This window comes from Paludibacter propionicigenes WB4 (assembly GCF_000183135.1).
GTDB lineage: Bacteria > Bacteroidota > Bacteroidia > Bacteroidales > Paludibacteraceae > Paludibacter > Paludibacter propionicigenes.
The window spans coordinates 290,384-309,114 of the sequence record NC_014734.1; the positions used below are offsets into that span (position 1 = coordinate 290,384).

An 18,731-nucleotide genomic window follows, 5' to 3' on the forward strand; every position below is an offset into this window, starting at 1 on the left:
TGGCTGTATCAGTTTGAGAGATACAGCCAATTTTTGCTTATTTGTTTGGTCATGAAAAACATGAATTTAGAGGCATTCTATCACTCTATTGACTTAGATTTCTTTCATTAAAAACCGTCCGCTTCTTCGGGTACGTTGTGTGAGTAAGCATGTTCTTCCGGTAGTGTTTTTTTCTACAATTTCATCGTTGAGACCTCTGATAGTTAGCAATTCCAATCCGTCGTTATAGGTTACTTTGAAATCATTTCCCAGCTCATCCAATGCTCCGGCCAGGTAGCGCGTGTTATCTACACACACTGAGATACTAATGGCAGAACTTTGAATCATAGCCACTTTGAGCCGGTGTTTGTTCATTACGGCAAAAGCCTTAGACAGGCTTTCTTCAAGAACAAAAGAGAAATTACGCGGACGAATGGTAACCAACACCTGGTTTTTACGCAAGATAAGTATGGGTACTTCAATCGGTTTTTCTGTCGTTGCTTTAATTACCGACCCTGCCTCTGTGGGGCTGCCAAAAGGACGTACATAAAGTGGAATTTGTTTGTTCTCTAGTGGCTTAATTGTTTTTGGATGAATAATTTGTGCTCCACTGTAAGCCAGTTCCACAGCATCCAGATAAGTCAGCTCCGGTATATGCACTGTGTTTTCAAAAATGCGTGGGTCGGCATTCAGAATTCCGGGAACATCTTTCCAGATAGTCACACTTTCGGCATTGAGCAGGTTGCCTACAACAGCTGCCGAGTAATCGGAGCCTTCGCGCCCTAATGTTGTAGGGTCACCTTTAATATTTGCACCGATAAAACCCTGACCGATATAAATACGGTTTTTACTAAAGTCGGCTGCTTGTTGTAATCTGATTTGTGATTCGTCCATGCGCACATTGGCTTCGCGGTAGTTACTGTCAGTTACAATCAGTTGGCGCAAATCAAGCCAGGCGTTATCAATACCGGATTCGGCAAGAAAAACAGATACAATTTTAGTAGAGATAACTTCACCGTACGATACCAGGCGGTCATACCAACGATCATAGTCGTCGCCAATTCCGTTGGTAATATATTGCCTCAGTTCATCAAAAAGTGGTTTGATAGCAGCTTTACCTGTTTCTGGTTGGGCGAATAGTTCGGTAATAATATCGTGGTGATAGGTCTCTACTTCGGTTAGTTTATCCAGCGAAGCCTGATGATTGGCTTTCATAAAATAATCGAGCACAACCTCCATGGCATTGGTGGTTTTTCCCATGGCCGAAACCACTATGAAAAGCTGATCATTCACTCCCGAAACAATATGAGCTATATTGCGGATTCCTTCTGCTGAGCGCACCGATGCGCCACCAAACTTATATACTTTCATCTTTTACTGAGAATTATTATTGACGTTATACGGGCGGCAAAAATACAAAAAAATACTAACATGTGAGATTGAAGCGAGGATATTATGATGCGTTGATTAATTATAATTGATCAACAATTTTGACGCAAATCAGTTTGTCGTATCGCTCACCCCAGGGGCGATGGTAAACGTATATGGTGTATTCGTTGTTGGTTTGCCAGTAGCTGCCTTCAACACGTTCGGCAGATCCTTTTCGCTGACCTTTGGGTACAAACCAATACTGATAATTATAACCCCCTTGCTTTAATAATACAGTCTGGGTATAACTTTCAGCATCGTTGTCGTATTTCATTCGAACAGCCTCATTCAGCAGATTGTAATTAAATTCGCCTCCGAGATAGAGTTGCCCATCGAGGAAAGGTTGTTTTGTCGGCAAATTAAAATGCACAGTCATGTAATCGGATTCGGTATTATCGTCTTGCCCTTCCTGCATATTGATTACAAACTTTCCGTTTACATCTTTCTCTGACGAATAAAATTTTGAAGTTCGGATTTTATCCTTGACAAGGAAAGCGTCGTAATGCGGTTGAATGTATTTTATAAAATCAACTCCTTCGCCGGCTGCGTAAACGGACGATATATCAAACCGATGATACTCATTTCCTCCTTCAAAAATTAAAGCTCCGTTGTTGATATAGCTCAATTTTGAACCGGATAAATAGGTGGGTTTTATATCTGTCACCTGATTGTCAATTCGGTTGTTTTGTCTCACCACAACTTTTATTTCCGATCCCGGATCGCGCACAGGATAGCCGTTCAGTAAAACATCAAAATCCAGCTGTTGCGACTTTCCTGAAAGCTCGGAGTCTGTATTTCCCCTTATCGCAGCTGTTACTACTATACGAGGTTCTACTACCGAAAAGCAGGCCTGAGCAATGGGCTTGTCAGCCTGATTATCTTCGTATATTATGACTACATAATTTCCGGATATTTTAAAATTCAGATCGTTGTTGGGTAGCTGAAAGGTATAGTGAGTGTACAAATACGTGGTGTTGAGCGATGTGACGTAATCGGTTATATTGCCGGTCGTAAATCCATTCAGGTATTCGTTGGTGTTGATGGTTGAAGGAGTCCAGTCGGCATTGCAGTGTAGCACTTTATAGCTGAATGAATGAGCTTCGTGAGACATCTCGTCAAAACTGATTTGTAATATATCCGAACTGTTTAGCTTGACCAGAGGCAATCCCATTTTTTCACCAACCAAACCAATCTGCAATGTTTTAATGTTAGGATAAAATATTTGTGTGCGATAAGCTGTTTGAGCTCCGGCAATAAGACTCAACATTAGAAAACAAAAAAGTACCGTTTTTTCATACAGCTTTATTGGTAAATGATTTTATAACTCTTTTCTGCTACAAAAATAAAGAAATTAAAGGAAACGACGGAATATGAATCAAATATATTGATAAATAAGCGCTTTGTTTTTAAAAATTGCGAAAGATAAAAATCTGATAAATCGGACTTCTTATTATGCTGCTATTGCTGAATTTTCCCTACATTTGTAGAAAGAATAAACTACAATATCATGCCTCCTTTAGCTGAACGACTTCGCCCCCAAACGCTCGATAATTATATCGGACAAAAACATTTGGTAGGAGAAAATGCCATTTTGAGAAAGATGATAGAGTCCGGTCATGTGGCATCTTTCATTTTGTGGGGACCTCCTGGTGTGGGTAAAACTACGCTGGCAAAGATTATAGCCAATAAGCTGGATCGTCCTTTTTATACCTTGAGTGCTGTAACTTCGGGTGTAAAAGATGTGCGCGAGGTAATAGAAAAAGCAAAGGCAAATCGTTTTTTTTCGCAGGCTAATCCGATTCTTTTTATTGATGAAATTCATCGTTTCAGCAAGTCTCAGCAGGACTCATTGCTTGGAGCAGTTGAGAATGGAACTGTAACACTTATTGGAGCCACAACCGAAAATCCTTCATTCGAAGTTATTACACCTTTGCTTTCGCGCTGTCAGGTGTACGTGCTAAAATCGTTGGAGAAAGAAGATTTGCTGGAATTGGCAGGGCGTGCCATAACCACAGATATTGAGTTGAAAAACCGCGAAATTGTGTTGGAAGAAACCGAATCCTTATTACGGTTCTCCGGAGGCGATGCCCGGAAATTGTTGAATATTCTTGAGCTTGTGGTAAATGCAGAAGAATCAGGAAAAGTAATTTTTACCAACGAAACTGTTACAGAACGTTTACAGCAAAACCCGTCGGCTTACGACAAGGATGGTGAAATGCACTATGATATTATTTCAGCGTTCATCAAATCTATCCGAGGTAGCGATCCCGATGCGGCTGTCTATTGGCTGGCACGCATGGTAGCGGGTGGGGAAGACCCTAAGTTTATTGCACGCAGATTGGTGATTTCTGCAGCTGAAGATATTGGATTGGCTAATCCAAATGCTTTGCTGATTGCAAATGCCTGTTTTGATGCGTTGCAGAAAATAGGATGGCCTGAAGGGCGTATTATTCTGGCAGAAGCTACAGTTTATCTTGCTTCGTCGCCTAAAAGTAATTCGGCTTATCTTGCCATTGATGATGCGTTGGCGTTGGTCGAACGAACCGGAAATTTGCCGGTTCCTTTGCATTTGCGAAATTCCCCAACGAAACTAATGAAAGAACTGAATTACGGGAAGGCATACAAATATTCTCACGATTTCCCGAATCATTTTGTAGAACAACAGTTTTTACCGGATGAACTGGTAAAGGAGCGTATCTGGAATATCCAGAATAATCCCGCTGAAAGCAAGCTCGGGGAATGGTTGAAATTTTTGTGGAAAGGGAGGTATTGATAAATACCTCCCTTTCTTTTAAAAAAAACTAATACCTAAAACACAATAATAATCAGTTAACCATAATTAATCAATGAAAAATGTAGAAATAGATCTTTGAGGCAAGGTGGATTTAATTGACTGGCCATTCAGCCACACCAGAAATGTTTCGCTCTTATCTGTTTTATTCATTACCACTACTACAATTTTTCCATCAGGGTTTTGAAAAGCGGTAGTAATCAGATAACTTTTACTGGAAGATGCCGAAATTCTTCTGGCTCCGGGTTTTATGAATTTTGAAAAGTGACCAATATAATAAAATTCGCTATTAAAAATCAGTTCGTCGGTTTTTGTATTGTAGTGAACCGGTGCAAAGCAAAAGTTCTTTACATGATTAGGTCCACCTTGTTCATCCAATAATATATTCCAATCCGTCCAAGCTACTGTACCATTATTGAAATCATTTATCATCGACTCTCCGTAATGTTCTCCCATATTCCAATCATTGATTTTGGATAAATCAAAATTGCCAATACAGCCTTCGGTAAAGATGAGATGTTTATCGGGGAATGCTTCGTTTACACGTTGTACATTTTCAAACTGCTGTTTGCCACCACTCCAGTCTTCGTACCAATGAAAACCAACTCCCCAAATGTACTTTGCAGCTTCTTTGTCAGCGTAGGTATCATTAGCTCGTTGCACCATCACATCGCGATTATGATCCCAAACGATGATTTTCTTGGTTTCCATGCCGGATTTGTGCAGTGTAGGTCCCAGAAAGTTTTTTACAAAATCTTTTTCTTCAATAGCAGTGAAAATACATGATTCCCAGGTTTGCTTAGCCATTGGTTCGTTTTGTACCGATATACCCCAAACCGGAATCTTATTTTTTTCATATTCCTGGATAAACCGAACAAAATAATTAGCCCAGGACTGGTTATATTTTGACAGTAATTTTCCACCATGCAGCATGTCATTGTTGTCTTTCATCCAAGCCGGTGGGCTCCATGGACTAGCATACAATGTAAGTTTACCACCAGCTGCAGCTATTGCCTGCTTGATTAATGGAATTTTATATTTCAGGTCATGACTAACATTGAATGTTTTCAGAGCCGCATCTCCATCCTTAACGTAGGTATAACTATCGCTTGAGAAATCACAACTGTTGATGTTGGTTCTGGCAAGCGTATAACCAATACCATCAATTGGATTATAATAAGCTTTCAAAAATGCTTTTTGTTTTTCAACGGGCATTTTAGCAAATGTTTCGGCAGAAGCATCGGTCAGAGCTCCTCCGATTCCTAATACAGTTTGGAACTTTTTATTCTGGTTTACAAAAATGCTGATCTCGGCTTCAGCGGGTTGTTTTCTAGCTTCAAACTTTAAGTCGCCAACGTATGTCAATCGTTGATTCCCAGTCTCGGAAGTAGTGTATTGTTTGGCAGTTTTTGTTGAACCCGAATCGATGCTCTCTTTAGCATTAATATACAAATTGGTGGATATTAATGTAATAGCTAAAGTAATTATATATTTTTTCATATTGATTATTTATTCTTTTTTTCTATGGATATTACCAAACGTAGGTTGCAACTGCACTTGCACCCAAAACAGTGCTTGCAATTTTGTTTTTAAACTGAATATTGAAAGTTTGCGATGCGTTGCTTTCGTTGAGCACTATCAGCACTTTCTTGCCGGTAGGAGTGAGGTAAGCTACATTTGGTAAATTTGTTACTACACTCGATTCAATACGTACCGATCCGGCAGGGACAAACTTAGATGCATGCCCAATAATGTAATAAGCTACGTTACGTGTTACGCTGTTGCCGATAGTCAATGCTCCTAGGCACGTTCCACAACCACCATCGGTATGAGGATAGTAGTTAGGGTCGGAAGCCAGATTCCATTCAATCACATTCTTACTCCAGTTACGCGGGGCACCAATAACAAGGTTTTTTACGTGCCATTTTAAATCTTCCACAAAATTGCTCGGTGCACCTACCCATTGTTCGGTAAAATACACATTCTTTTCGGGGTACGCATTGTGAACCGTTGTAAGCGAAATTATATTCCCACCATAAAGGTGAAAAGCTGATCCGTCGCTGTATTTACGTGCATCCGGATCGTCAAGCACCGTTATCGGATAGCTGTACATATCGCAGTTATGATCGTACAAAATAATTTTTGTGGTGATACTGTTTTTAGCAAACTCCGGTCCCAGATAGTTTTTGACAAACAATGCCTGATCAAGCGCCGTCATGTACATGCTCGGATTATTATCCGGATTCAACGGTTCATTTTGAATAGTGATGGCATCGATAGGAATTCCCTGTGCCTTCATGGCCTGAATGTATTTTACGAAATAGCGGGCATACACTCCGAAAAATTCTTGTTTCAGACTACCGCCTTTTGCTCTTTTGTTTGTTTTCATCCATGCAGGAGCCGACCAGGGTGAAGCCAGAATTTTGATGTTCGGATTGATGGCCAATGCGGATTTTAATACTGGAATCAAATCGGCTGAATCGGGTTTTAGGCTGAAATGTTGCAAATCGTTGTCGACATCCGATGGATCAATGTCGTCATACGAAAATACGGAGGAACTTAAATCGGATGCGCCGAGGCTTACCCGTAGATAGCTGATACCAATAGCCGTACTGTCGTTCGAGAAAAGTTCTTTTATCAAATTAGTTTTGTCAGTAGCGCCCAGTTTGTTAATCAAAAAGGCACTTCCGCCAGTCATAGCAAATCCAAACCCGTCCATAGTTTGATATTTTGTTAGCGAGTCCACAGTTATTGTTGGATTCACATTGGATGTGGCTGCGAAATTTAAAGCTTTTGTTTGTTTCTTTAAATAGCTCATTGAGCTGGATTCCGTCAACCAATAGGATACATCCGAATTTATACTTTTAGGCTCTTCGGGTTTGTTTTGCACTATTTCATTCCCGGTTGCACAGCTTGACACTATTGCCAATGCTGATACAACTGAGAATATTAAGAAAGAATGCAGCGAAGGAAGTTGTTTACTAAACATATTTTGTATTTTTCTTTTTTAAACCTGAATAATTATTGAAAAACCCGTACGTAATCCACTATCATTCGTTGCGGAAATACTGTATTTGCATCCGGATTGCCCGGCCAATTACCACCAACAGCCACATTCATGATAAAGAAGAATGGTTTATCAAACGGATAATCACCATTAACCTGTGATTTATTAGCGGTGAAATACACCACATCGTCTATCAGAAAGGTCATTTTATCTGCCTCCCATTTAAGACTGAATAGGTGAAATTTATCGTTGAAAGTCAGTGAAGGTAAAGAGTAGTTGCCACCGATATGTGTACTTGCTCCGCCTGCAGCACCCCAGTGAATGGTGCCGTATGTTTTTTGTGGTTCATGTCCCAGTAGTTCCATTATGTCAATTTCGCCGCATGCGGGCCATGATGTTGTGCCAATGTTATTGCCGAGCATCCACAATGCCGGCCAAATGCCTTGTCCTTTTGGTAATTTGGCTCTGAAATCAATTCGTCCGTAGGTGAATGTTTTCTTATCTTTTGAGATCATTCTGGCCGATGTGTAGTTGTTGGTACCCATAGTTTCTTTGCGGGCTTCGATCACTAAATATCCGCCTGTTGTGTAGGCATTTTTGTTGGAATTGGTGTAGTATTCCAATTCATTATTTCCCCAGCCCGAACCACCGATATCGTACGACCAGTTACTAGAGTTGATATAGTTAGCCGTAAACTCATCGCTCCAGGCGAGTGTCATTCCGGGGTAATTTGTTGCACCTGTATAGCCTGTGCCATCAATCGGTAAATAGGTTCCGTAGTTCTGAATTGTTCCGATAGCTTTTCCTGTGCCGGAAATAGAAGCGTTGGTAGGATTACTCAGTTCGAACGTAAAAGTTTGATCTTCCTGTCGAAGGCTATCTTTTAGTACAGTAACATCTACATAAGCACTTAAAGTATTGGCAGGAATGGTGAGCTTACCGGTTAGTGCCGTATAGTCTTTACCTGCTACAGCTGTTGCATCAACGGTTTTATAGTCGACCGTAATGGGTTTTGAGCAGGTAGGGGTGACGTTTATGGTGAATCGATAAGTCGTAGTCGTCGTACTGCTTCTTTCGTGAATAACATTCGTTACTGCTAGTTTTGAAGTTATTTCATTTTCGGGAGAGTTTGAGCCGCTACACGAGCTGATAAGAAGAACCAAACTGATAAGAGAAAGTGCTTTTTTCATATATTTTTTATTGGAAGTGTTAAGAATAGTCGGACTCAACCACTTTTAAATCCGACTATTCAGAATATTTATATTTAACACTTTTTTTGATTTGCGGATAGATGGGAGTGCAAGCTTGTCGAATAATACCTGCACTCCGACTATCTACTTTTATTAATTACTTGATAAAGTGAAATTCATCCATATAGAAGATACCTGTTCCGGCCTGACCTTCGGCTCCAAACTGGATAACAATCTTGTCATAATCTTTGCGACCACTAACACTGCTGAAATCGAATGTTAGATCAATCCATTTATCAGTTGCCAAATCGCCTTTGATTATTTCAGTTTGAGTGGTGTATGCATTTCCACCCAAGCTTCCATCCTGAAGTTTTACAGCTACCTGAGGTTTCAGTTTCGTATTGGTTACCCAGCTTCCAGCCACAGCATTTGAAGTTGTATAGTCATTATACGAAGGAATAAATACCTTCAATGTAATTTTGTTTTGTGCAGATAAATCAAATTTGTAACCTGTAGCCTGGAAGAAAACATTTGAATAAAAGCCAGTGCTTTTTTGGTATAAAAATGCTTTCGAAGAAGTATTTACAGGTACCGGAGCAGGATTCGAATAGAATGCATTTGTGAGTGAACCCATGTCTTCTTTAGCGAAAACAACTTTAGGTGTAGCCGATTCAAAATCTTCATTCAGTGCAATTTCTTTCAATGGAATGATGATATTCGGTTTAATGTTCTTTTCTTTTGGAACTAAACGGTACCACCAGCCATTACCGGGTTCAACTGTACTTACACATTTTAGGTACAATGCATCGTCCGAGATACTCAAAATTTGATAAGTAGAAGTACCTGCAAAATGTCCTAAGAAAGCTCCGCCACTAAGTGTGATTGTTTTTGCCGTTTCGTTCAATGTAAACGTATAGTCTGTTTTTGGTACATAAGCCACATCAAAGTCACCATCCGGTGGCACAACTGAGGTTGAATAACCCAAAGCAGCAAGTGCAGTTTTTCCAGATGCATTAGTATAAACATAACCATTATTTTTCCAACCGAATTTTACACCCACTTGTGTAAAGGTAAATTCCTGAGTATATAAACTACATTTTGATTTTCCTTCGGCAGGACAGCTCCACCAACTTGGCGAGTTGGCATCGAAAGGACCAACTCCGAAATGTCCATCATAATATTGATCAAATACCCATGTTTTACCGGTTAAGTTAGAAGCTCCACCGGTTAATGAATTGTACATTGGTGTGTTCAGCAATGACATGTCATCATTAGCTATGACCACTTTTTTGGTGATACTTGCCGATCCACCTGAGGTATACAATGTCATTGTAATTGTATATTCTCCTTTAAATGGGAAAGTAGCTTGTGTAGTTTCACCTTTAGCTTTGCTACCGTTCAAATCCCAGGTCGCAATTCCTTTTACAGAAGAGGTGTTCGCGAAGTCAATAATATTGGCTTTCGATGCTGTTGGTGTGGCCGTGAAGCTTAACTGATCAGCTGTTGGCATTGCTCCCAAAGCGTAATCCGAATTTTGTTGCGGATCGCAAGCTGTCATCATAAGCAATGAAAGCACTGCTAACGCTCCTGTTTTAAATATATTTTTCATATCTATTCTGTTTTTATGATGTGTGAATTAATTGTAGCCTGTGTTTTGTTTCAACTTAAACTCACCTTCTGTTTTTTCAATTTCAGATTGTGGAATAGGTAAGTACTTTTTGTAATCTGCCCAGGTTCTTACTGATGAAAATGCAGGTTTGTTTTCGGTCAATAAACTGGTATCTCCCCAGCGTACGATATCCCAGAAGCGCATACCTTCACCTAAGAATTCACGACGACGTTCAAGTTTGATATTAGCTGCAGTAGCAGGTATCGAAGTTAATCCGGCACGTTGTCTGATTTGATCCAAACAATCCTGAGCTGTTACACCATTTACAGGAGCTACATTGTTCATTACCATTAATTCAGCAGCATTCAATAATGTTTCGGCATAACGGAAAATACGTAGATTGTTATCAAAGTTCAAATCTATATCGCCCGGAGGAGGGTTATACCCTTTACGTGCAGCATATTTAGACATAAACAATCCTGTGTTTTGGAAACGTGGAGTATAAGTACCATCATCAAATTTATTGATGGTTCCGACTAAACGTTTGTCGCCTGCTTCGTATATAGAGTAAGCTTCGGTACGTACCGGACCAAATCCCCAACCACCAATGTAAAGCGATTGACCGCTAAGGTTGTTCGGCGAAATAAAGGCAGGAAGGTTAGTTCCGTATCCTTGCCAGCCTGATGACCATGTTTTTCCTTCAGGTAACTGGTTGGTTTCAAAAATAGATTCGCTGCCAAATTCACCTGTATTCAACCATATCGATGAAAAGTCACTCACTAAAGCATACTTGTTACTTTTGATAATTTCAGTCATATCTTTCAATACTTCTGCATATTTAGTTGCATCTTTCTGATACATAACTACGCGGGCTTTTAGCATTTGCGCTGCCGCTTTGGTTACACGTCCATCATTAGCAGCAGTAGTGCGCATTGGCAATTTGTCGCCTGTGATTGCAAAATCCAAATCGGCAATGATTTTTGTATAGATTTCGTCGGCTGTATATTGTTTAGCCATATAAGGTGCAGCCAAGTCAGCTTCGAAATAAGGGATATTACCCCAGAATTTCCATAACCAATGAGTGTAGTAAGCACGTAAGAAATGTGCTTCTGCTTTGTATTGATTCAGATTAGCTTCAGGTACATTCACTGCATTATCACAAGCTAAAATTACATTGTTACAACGGCTCAAGCCCGAATAATAAATATTCCAGAGGCCTCCAGGTAACTCAGTAGCTGTAGCATCCAATTGCGAAAGACGGTATAATTGTCCTTGGTCACCGGCATCGCCACCACCTTTATAGATATCGTCTGACCGTAAATCGGACATCAAAACGATACTGTTATAGTTGTTGGCAGCATAACTGTCAAACAGTAAAATCTGATAACAAGAACCCAGATTGGATAATATCGCACCTTCAGTAGCAGCTCCACCCGCTTCTTGCGATTGGGTCGGATGGCTGGTCAGAAATTCGTCGCCACATGACACAAATCCTATTGCTGCCGCTAATAATAGAATAAATTTATATTTTTTCATATCTTCTGTTTTTTTTAAAGTTAGAAAGTAATGTTAGCACCTACTGAAATCGTTCTGGCTTGTGGGTAAATTCCTTTGTCAACACCAATTGTGGTGTAACCACCGGCTGCAATTTCAGGATCAAAACCATCATATTTAGTCAGCGTCAATAAATTTTCGGCTGTTACAAATAAACGTAAGCGGTCAACGGCAACTTTACGCATCAATTTTTGAGGTAATGTATAACCAAATTGCAGCGTTTTTAAGCGAATATACGATCCGTTTTTAACATAAAGATCTGAAGAACGCCAGTTACGATTAGGATTTACAGCTGTCATACGAGGAATACTGTTTGAAGTTCCTTCACCAATCCATCTGCCAAGTGCCCATGATGGTCTGTTCATTGCAGTGATATCACCTCTTTGTGAGTAATCGAAAATATCGTTACCGGCTGTTCCCTGGAAGAATGCAGTTAAGTCAAATCCTTTCCATTCTGCTCCAAGATTCAAACCGAAAGTCCAGTCCGGCATTCCTTTACCAATTTTGGTTTTATCATTGTCATCAATTTTGCCATCGCCTATATCATTGCCATTTGCATCTTTAGCTCCTGCAATATCCATAAAAATAACATCTCCGGGTTGTGCTTTTTCACCATATTTGCTATTGTAAGCATTAGCTTCGGCTTGTGTTTGAAGAATTCCACCGGTTTTATAACCATAGAAATATGGAAAAACTTCTCCGTTTTTGCCTTTTACATAACTTCCTACACCTGTTGCTCCAGCATTTTCATAAATAGCTTCGCCGGATGCATTACCCAGTTTGATTAATTTATTTTTTAAGAAAGAAGCATTAGCGCCGATATTAAATGTAAAGTCCTTTACATTCAGTTTATAACTTGTTTCAAATTCCAATCCCCAGTTTTCCATATCACCTACGTTAGCAATCGGAGCTCCTTTACCTACGTAGGCAGGTATTGGTAAGTCCATCAACATACCATTGGTTTTTTTCTTGAAATAATCAAAACTAAAGCTTAAAGCATTGTTGAAGTAGCGTGATTCAAAACCAAGGTCAAGTTGTTCCGATTGTTCCCATTTTACTTCCGGATTGGCAATAACCGATGGGCTGGTACCGTATTGCATGGTTGAATTGGTTCCTGAACCGAAATAATAGTTTTGATTACCATCCATTAAACTAGTGTATCTGAAATCACCAATGTTTTCGTTACCATTTTTACCCCAGCTTCCGCGGAATTTTAATGTGCTGAACCATTCAGGACGGCCTTCCATGAATTTTTCATTTGTTGCATTCCAACCTAATGATAATGCAGGGAATATTGCCCATTTGTGCATAGAACCAAATCTTGAAGAACCATCACGGCGAACTGTAGCCTGGAAAATATAGCGTTCATCGTAGTTATAATCTAATCTGCCAAAGTACGAAGCCAATGTTTGAGCAGTGAACCCGCCTGTTCCACCGGCAACTCTTTCAAGTGTTCTGGCTGCAATAGCCGAGTTGATATTGGCTTTGTCAGGGTTTGTTTCTAACAAGTTATAGTCATCGCCATATAAATCGCGATAAGTGTATTTCTTAGCTGATTGGCCGAGTAAAACGGATAAGTTATGTTTTTCTGCAATTTTCTTTGTGTAGGTCAACGTGTTTTCAAGTTGCCAGGTAAATCCGCGGTGCATTTCAGAGTGAACAGAACTTTGAGTTATGTCTTTACCTTGTGTAGCAAGGAAATGTGGGAAAGCATAACCGTCGTTACCCCAGAATGCGAGATCGACCCCGTAATTAGTTTTGAATTTCAAATCTTTGATTACATCCATTTCAGCCCAAAAACTACTTACGAATTTATCAGCATTACCTGTCGATTTTGAAGGTGCATCCAGCATTGCTACCGGATTGGCAATTTCCTGAAAACCTGCAGGAGGAGTTGAATATACATTACCATTTTTGTCTTTTACAGCAGTAGGATGAGCCGCTAAAACAGCTGTCGGATCCAATGCATATACAGGAACAGTAGGGTCAAATGCCAATGCACTACCTAAAATTGAACCATATTCAGAGTTTGTTTCAACGCCTGTAGATTTTGTTCTTGAATAGTTTACGTTTACGCCAACTCTTAATTTGTTTAAGAAATCACGTGTTTTTGTTTCAAATACGCTGTAAGTATTGTTTGATCTCAAACTGTAACGATTGTAGTTTGATTTGCCAAAGTTACCACCTACGATACCTTCCTGATTGAAATATCCAAATGATAGGAAGTAAGTAGCCTTATCGGTACCACCACTTGCACTAATTTGATGACTTACCACAGGAGCGTCGTAATTAAAGGTAGCATCTTGCCAGTCGGTACCTTTACCTGCATTTGAAATCTGGGTGTTAGTGTATTTAGGAGCATTACCATCATTGATAGACGCCTCGTTCATTAAAGTCATGTATTGAGTTGCATCCAATACTGATCTTTTTTTCCAGGGGTTTTGTATACCATAAGTTACATTGTAGTTGATGGCCATTTTTCCTTTTTGTCCCAGTTTGGTAGTTACTAACACTACACCATTGGCACCACGTGTTCCATACACGGCAGCAGAAGCTGCATCTTTCAATATTTCTACTGATTGTATATCGGCAGGGTTCAGATAATCAATACCACCGCCAACAGCCATACCATCCACAATATAAAGTGGTTCGCTATTGTTTACGGTACCAATACCACGAATACGAACTTTTGAATCCGATCCAGGTTGTCCTGAACTTTGAGTGATTTGTACACCCGAAATTTTTCCTTTTAAGGCATCTTCAATACGTGAAGGTGTAGTCTTGCTCAAATCTTCTGCTGTTACACGGCTAATTGCAGCTGTTACAACACTCTTTTTCTGAGTTCCATATCCTACAACTATTACTTCGTCAAGATTTTGTGAGTCTTCGGATAGTGAAATTTTCAGATTTGTTTGTCGACCTACTTTTATTTTCTGTTTAGTGTATCCGATGTATGAAATTACTAGAACAGAATTTTCTGATGGAACATTGATTGTAAAATGTCCATCGATGTCGGTCGTAGTACCAGTAGTAGTTCCTTCTACCAAAACACCTACACCGATTAGAGCAGTACCTGTTTTCTCGTCTGTAATAGTACCCTTTATAGGTGTCGCTGCAGATACCGATGCTGTACTAATTATCAGCAAAGTAGCAGTACAAATCAAACTAATAAATAGTTTGTTTAGATGTAAATTTAGATTTTTACATCTTTGGCGTGATTTTTTGTTCATAGGTTTAATTTAATAATAAAACAATAATTTTTAATTGTCAATTTGTTCTTTTTATATAAATTCTTATTCAAGAGGAATTATTCATGATTGTTGACTTTCATGATTTGGTTTATAATATTAATTTAAAGTTTGCTTTTAAACTGGCATCAGAAGAACTTCCAACGAATAGTTCATAATCTCCGGCTTCGTTGATATACTCAATTTCGTTATTGAAGAATTTCAAATCTTCTGGAGTAAGGGTGAAGGTGATTTGTCTGGTTTCTCCTTTTTTCAACATAACTTTTTGAAAACCTTTCAATTCTTTCACCGGACGAACTACACATCCAAACAAATCGCGTATATATAATTGAACTACTTCTTCTCCATCGTAATTGCCCGAATTAGTGAGATCTACTGTCACAGTCAGTTTATTCTTCTGATTTGATAATTCAGTTGATGATAATTTGAGGTTATCGATATCGAATTTTGTATAACTAAGTCCGTATCCAAATGGGTATCGTGGACTATTTTGTAAATCGATATAAGCTGAAACGTAGTTTTTGTCATTTTCATCTTTAGCTGGTCTACCCGTGCTATAGTGGTTATAGTATACCGGAATTTGACCTTCAGTTCGAGGGAATGACATGGGTAGTTTTGCTGCAGGATTATAATCGCCAAACAGTACATCGGCAATAGAATTACCGGCTTCGGTGCCAAGCCACCAGGTATATAAAATTGAAGGAATGTTATCCCCAGCCCAATTAAAGATTAAAGGACGACCGGCATTTATTAATAAAACAATAGGTTTTCCGGTTTTGTGAATCTCTTTGAGTAATTCTTCTTGCACACCGGGTAGATGTAAGTTACTTCTACTTTTGGCTTCGCCACTCATATTGGCGGCCTCACCTAGCGATAGGATAACTACGTCTGCCGATTTAGCAGTTGCAACGGCTTCTTCAAAACCAGATTTATCGTTATCATTTATATTGCAGCCATGAGAGTATAGTATCTCTGAGCTTTTATCAAGTTTATTCTTGATACCTTGATATTGTGATATGATTCGGGAGCTGTCATCGGGGAATGCAACTGACCAAAAACCATGATTGGCTGTTGTAGCTTTAAATAAAGGTCCAATTAAGGCGACTTTTTTAATTTGTTTAGAAAGTGGAAGTAGAGGCTTTCCGGTGCTAAGATTATCGTTCTTTAGCAATACAATGCTTTTCTTTCCTGCTTCACGAGCCAATTCTCTGTTAGCTAAATTATTAGTTTGCTTATTCTCTCTTTCTTGATTGCAAAACCGGAATGGATCCTCAAATAAGCCGAGTTCAAATTTCTTTATTAAAATTCTTTTAACAGCTTCATCAATTAGTTTGATGTCTATTTTTTTATCGAGCACTAATTGTTTTAAATTATCCTTATAACATCTGCTTTCCATGTCCATATCTGAACCGGCGATTATTGCTTTCATAGCTGCGTCATAGCTGTTTTTTGCATATCCGTGGGCAACCATTTCACCAATGCTACCCCAGTCGCTAACTACAAATCCCTTATAGTTCCACTCTTTCTTCAATTTGTCGCGTTGAATGTATTTATTAGCTGTAGCTGGTATACCATTAATATCATTAAATGAATTCATGAATGTAGCTACATTTGCCTCTGCAGCAGCTTTGAAGGGTGGGAGATAGGTTTCATTAAGTTGCCTTAGACTCATATCTACAGAATTGTAATCTCGTCCACCAACACCTGCACCATAAGCAGCAAAGTGCTTCGCACAAGCCATTATAGCATCAATATTACCTAAGCCATTTCCCTGAAAACCATTTACACGGGCTTTAGCCACTAAACATCCCAGGTAAGTGTCTTCGCCTGCTCCTTCCATAACACGTCCCCAGCGAGGATCACGCGATATATCTACCATTGGAGCAAAGGTCCAGTGAATACCATAAGCTGCTGCTTCGGTGGCTGCAGCATGAGCCGTTTTTTCCATTAATTCTAAGTCCCAGGTTGCTGTTTCGCCTAGTGGGATAGGGAAAGTAGTTCTAAAACCATGAATTACATCCAATCCAAAAATCATTGGGATTTTTAAGCGGGATTGTAACGCTAGTTCTTGTAATTTTCGAGTTTCTTCAACGCCAATCACGTTCAACATGGAGCCGACCTTTCCTTGGCGAATCTGATTGGCTTTATCTCCATCGGCAGTTATTTTACCGGTTGCATTTCTATCGCTAGTGTATTGGTTTAGCTGTCCAATTTTTTCATCAAGTGTCATTTGACGAATAAGTAAGTCAGCCTGTGCTGCAGGATTTGATTTTGATTGCCCTAAAGTAGTAAGGCAGATAAGAGTAAAGAGGAGTAGTAATACGTGTTTTTTCATATAATAATTTGTTGTGCTTAAATCTTGTGATCTCAATTTCTATATCTAGTCTTAAATACTAGCGGATAGAACTTTTTTGTTCACTAAAATTTATAACATTTTCAATATGGATTTAAGGGCTTTATTCTATATTAGTGTCATAATAACAATAACTTTGACTCTGCAAATATAAAATCTATTATTTCAATAAACAAACAAACAGAGTGTTTTTCTTACACTAAGTATAAACTTTAACATTAATTTAAAACAAAGCCTTGCCAAATGATTGTATGGCAAGGCTTTACTACATGTGTTAAATATGGTAATTTATGGGGTCATTCCCAGAGCCTTTATGTAGTTTTCATTTTTTTTACAATTTTCAAATTTCATGTTGATTATTAATGTATTCATTGCTTCAAGAACATCTGACTGGACTGGTCGGGAATTTCTTATTTTCTCAAAGCTACTTCTGTCTTTTTTAGCGTATTCTACAATCAATTTCCATTTTTCAGGAACAATTATTCTTACAATTCCACTTTTGTTCTCAAGTTTTTTGTATGGCCAAAAATGCCAGCCGATATTATTCCTTTCCAATAATTTACGAAAGGAACTAATCCATTCATCTTTGTTCTCACCAGTTTCTCCCATATAAAGTGGTAGATTTACTTTTTTCCTAAAATCCAGAAAGTCCTGAATACTGGATTGTATGGTGTCGCTCCAATATCGGTGACAGGTATACATCATTTTATTATCAAAATGCCAATCAGAGAAAACCTCAAAATTACTATCCCATTGCGCCCCACCAAGCATTACTATGTGATTCTTGTCATATTTTCTTATGGCATTGATTGCCATTTTATATACAGGTTCTAAGTTTTTGTTTATTTCATTCTTGTTTTCAAAATAATGTGCAATAGGTTCATTAAGCAAGTCGTATCCAATAATACAAGTTTCGCTTTTGTAATGTTTTGCTATGCGCGACCAAATTGAACAATACAGAGCCTGATCGTTTTTATTTTCAAACAACCAGGGATATCCATAACTGTCATCTATATTGTCGCCGGTTTGGCCTCCCGGTGCATCGTGCATGTCCAGAATAACATACAATCCTTCCATTTTACACCAACTTATCACTCTATCGAGCAATTCAAACCCTCTATTGGGATTATTGTATCCCATATAATCTTCAGCTGTGAATAGTTTATAATGAAAAGGAATACGAATAGAGTTCAACCCTGTCTTTTTTATGTAAGCTATGTCATGTCGGGTGATATAAGCCTCCTGAAATTGCTTCCAAAAACTATTTGTACGTTCAGCTCCAACGAGCTCTTTTAATGTCTGGTCTATTAATCTATAAGAATTGACATTGTCGAGAAGGAACATATATCCTTCAGGATTAAGCCAGTTACCTAAGTTTGTTCCTTTTATCTGGAAATTTGTACCATTCGGAGCTATAATATTTTGTCCGGAAATATTAAAAAAGCGAGTTTTGTTTCTTTCAGCTGCAATCCCATAAAATTGTATCAGCAAACACAATATTAAAATAGGATATTTTTTTAAATAGCATTTCTTTTTCATCTGTTCTGTGATTTGTTCATTATCGTGATTTTG

The 18,731-nt window shown here is 38.8% G+C and carries 11 protein-coding genes; 1 reads left to right on the forward strand and 10 read right to left on the reverse strand.

Translation table 11 applies throughout. The features are described from left to right. Positions 1-93: 93 nt before the first annotated feature. Positions 94-1,350, reverse strand: coding sequence for an aspartate kinase (locus PALPR_RS01185; RefSeq protein ID WP_013443765.1), 1,257 nt, complete (start codon positions 1,348-1,350; stop codon positions 94-96). Between the two features lie 100 nt (positions 1,351-1,450). Then, positions 1,451-2,674 (reverse strand): type IX secretion system plug protein, encoded by a 1,224-nt coding sequence (locus tag PALPR_RS01190; RefSeq protein ID WP_013443766.1) that lies wholly within the window; start codon positions 2,672-2,674, stop codon positions 1,451-1,453. Between the two features lie 240 nt (positions 2,675-2,914). Here PALPR_RS01190 and PALPR_RS01195 point away from each other — a divergent pair, with 240 nt between their 5' ends. After that, positions 2,915-4,180 (forward strand): replication-associated recombination protein A, encoded by a 1,266-nt coding sequence (locus PALPR_RS01195; RefSeq protein ID WP_013443767.1) that lies wholly within the window; start codon positions 2,915-2,917, stop codon positions 4,178-4,180. Positions 4,181-4,246: 66 nt separating this feature from the next. On the opposite strand, the gene PALPR_RS01200 is transcribed toward PALPR_RS01195, so the two are convergent. The 8 genes from PALPR_RS01200 to PALPR_RS01235 form a co-directional block, all read right to left on the reverse strand. Continuing rightward, on the reverse strand, positions 4,247-5,698 hold the full coding sequence (locus tag PALPR_RS01200; RefSeq protein WP_013443768.1) for a glycoside hydrolase family 30 protein: 1,452 nt from the start codon (positions 5,696-5,698) through the stop codon (positions 4,247-4,249). A 31-nt stretch (positions 5,699-5,729) separates the two neighbouring features. Beyond that, entirely contained in the window at positions 5,730-7,187 is a 1,458-nt protein-coding gene (locus PALPR_RS01205; protein ID WP_013443769.1) for a glycoside hydrolase family 30 protein, read from the reverse strand. Between the two features lie 32 nt (positions 7,188-7,219). Further along, entirely contained in the window at positions 7,220-8,395 is a 1,176-nt protein-coding gene (locus tag PALPR_RS01210; protein ID WP_013443770.1) for a family 16 glycosylhydrolase, read from the reverse strand. A 157-nt stretch (positions 8,396-8,552) separates the two neighbouring features. Then, a complete protein-coding gene (locus PALPR_RS01215) occupies positions 8,553-10,004 on the reverse strand; it encodes a PKD domain-containing protein (protein ID WP_013443771.1) in 1,452 nt (483 codons plus the stop codon). Positions 10,005-10,031: 27 nt separating this feature from the next. Then, positions 10,032-11,540, reverse strand: a complete 1,509-nt coding sequence (locus tag PALPR_RS01220) for a RagB/SusD family nutrient uptake outer membrane protein (protein WP_013443772.1) — start codon at positions 11,538-11,540, stop codon at positions 10,032-10,034. A 20-nt stretch (positions 11,541-11,560) separates the two neighbouring features. Beyond that, complete coding sequence (locus tag PALPR_RS01225; protein WP_013443773.1) at positions 11,561-14,788, reverse strand: SusC/RagA family TonB-linked outer membrane protein; 3,228 nt, start codon at positions 14,786-14,788, stop codon at positions 11,561-11,563. A gap of 109 nt (positions 14,789-14,897) precedes the next feature. After that, positions 14,898-17,141: a beta-glucosidase BglX gene (gene bglX / locus PALPR_RS01230; protein ID WP_013443774.1), complete on the reverse strand. Its 2,244-nt coding sequence runs from the start codon at positions 17,139-17,141 to the stop codon at positions 14,898-14,900. Positions 17,142-17,447: 306 nt separating this feature from the next. Beyond that, a complete protein-coding gene (locus PALPR_RS01235; RefSeq protein ID WP_041620548.1) occupies positions 17,448-18,698 on the reverse strand; it encodes a glycoside hydrolase family 5 protein in 1,251 nt (416 codons plus the stop codon). Positions 18,699-18,731 lie beyond the last annotated feature (33 nt).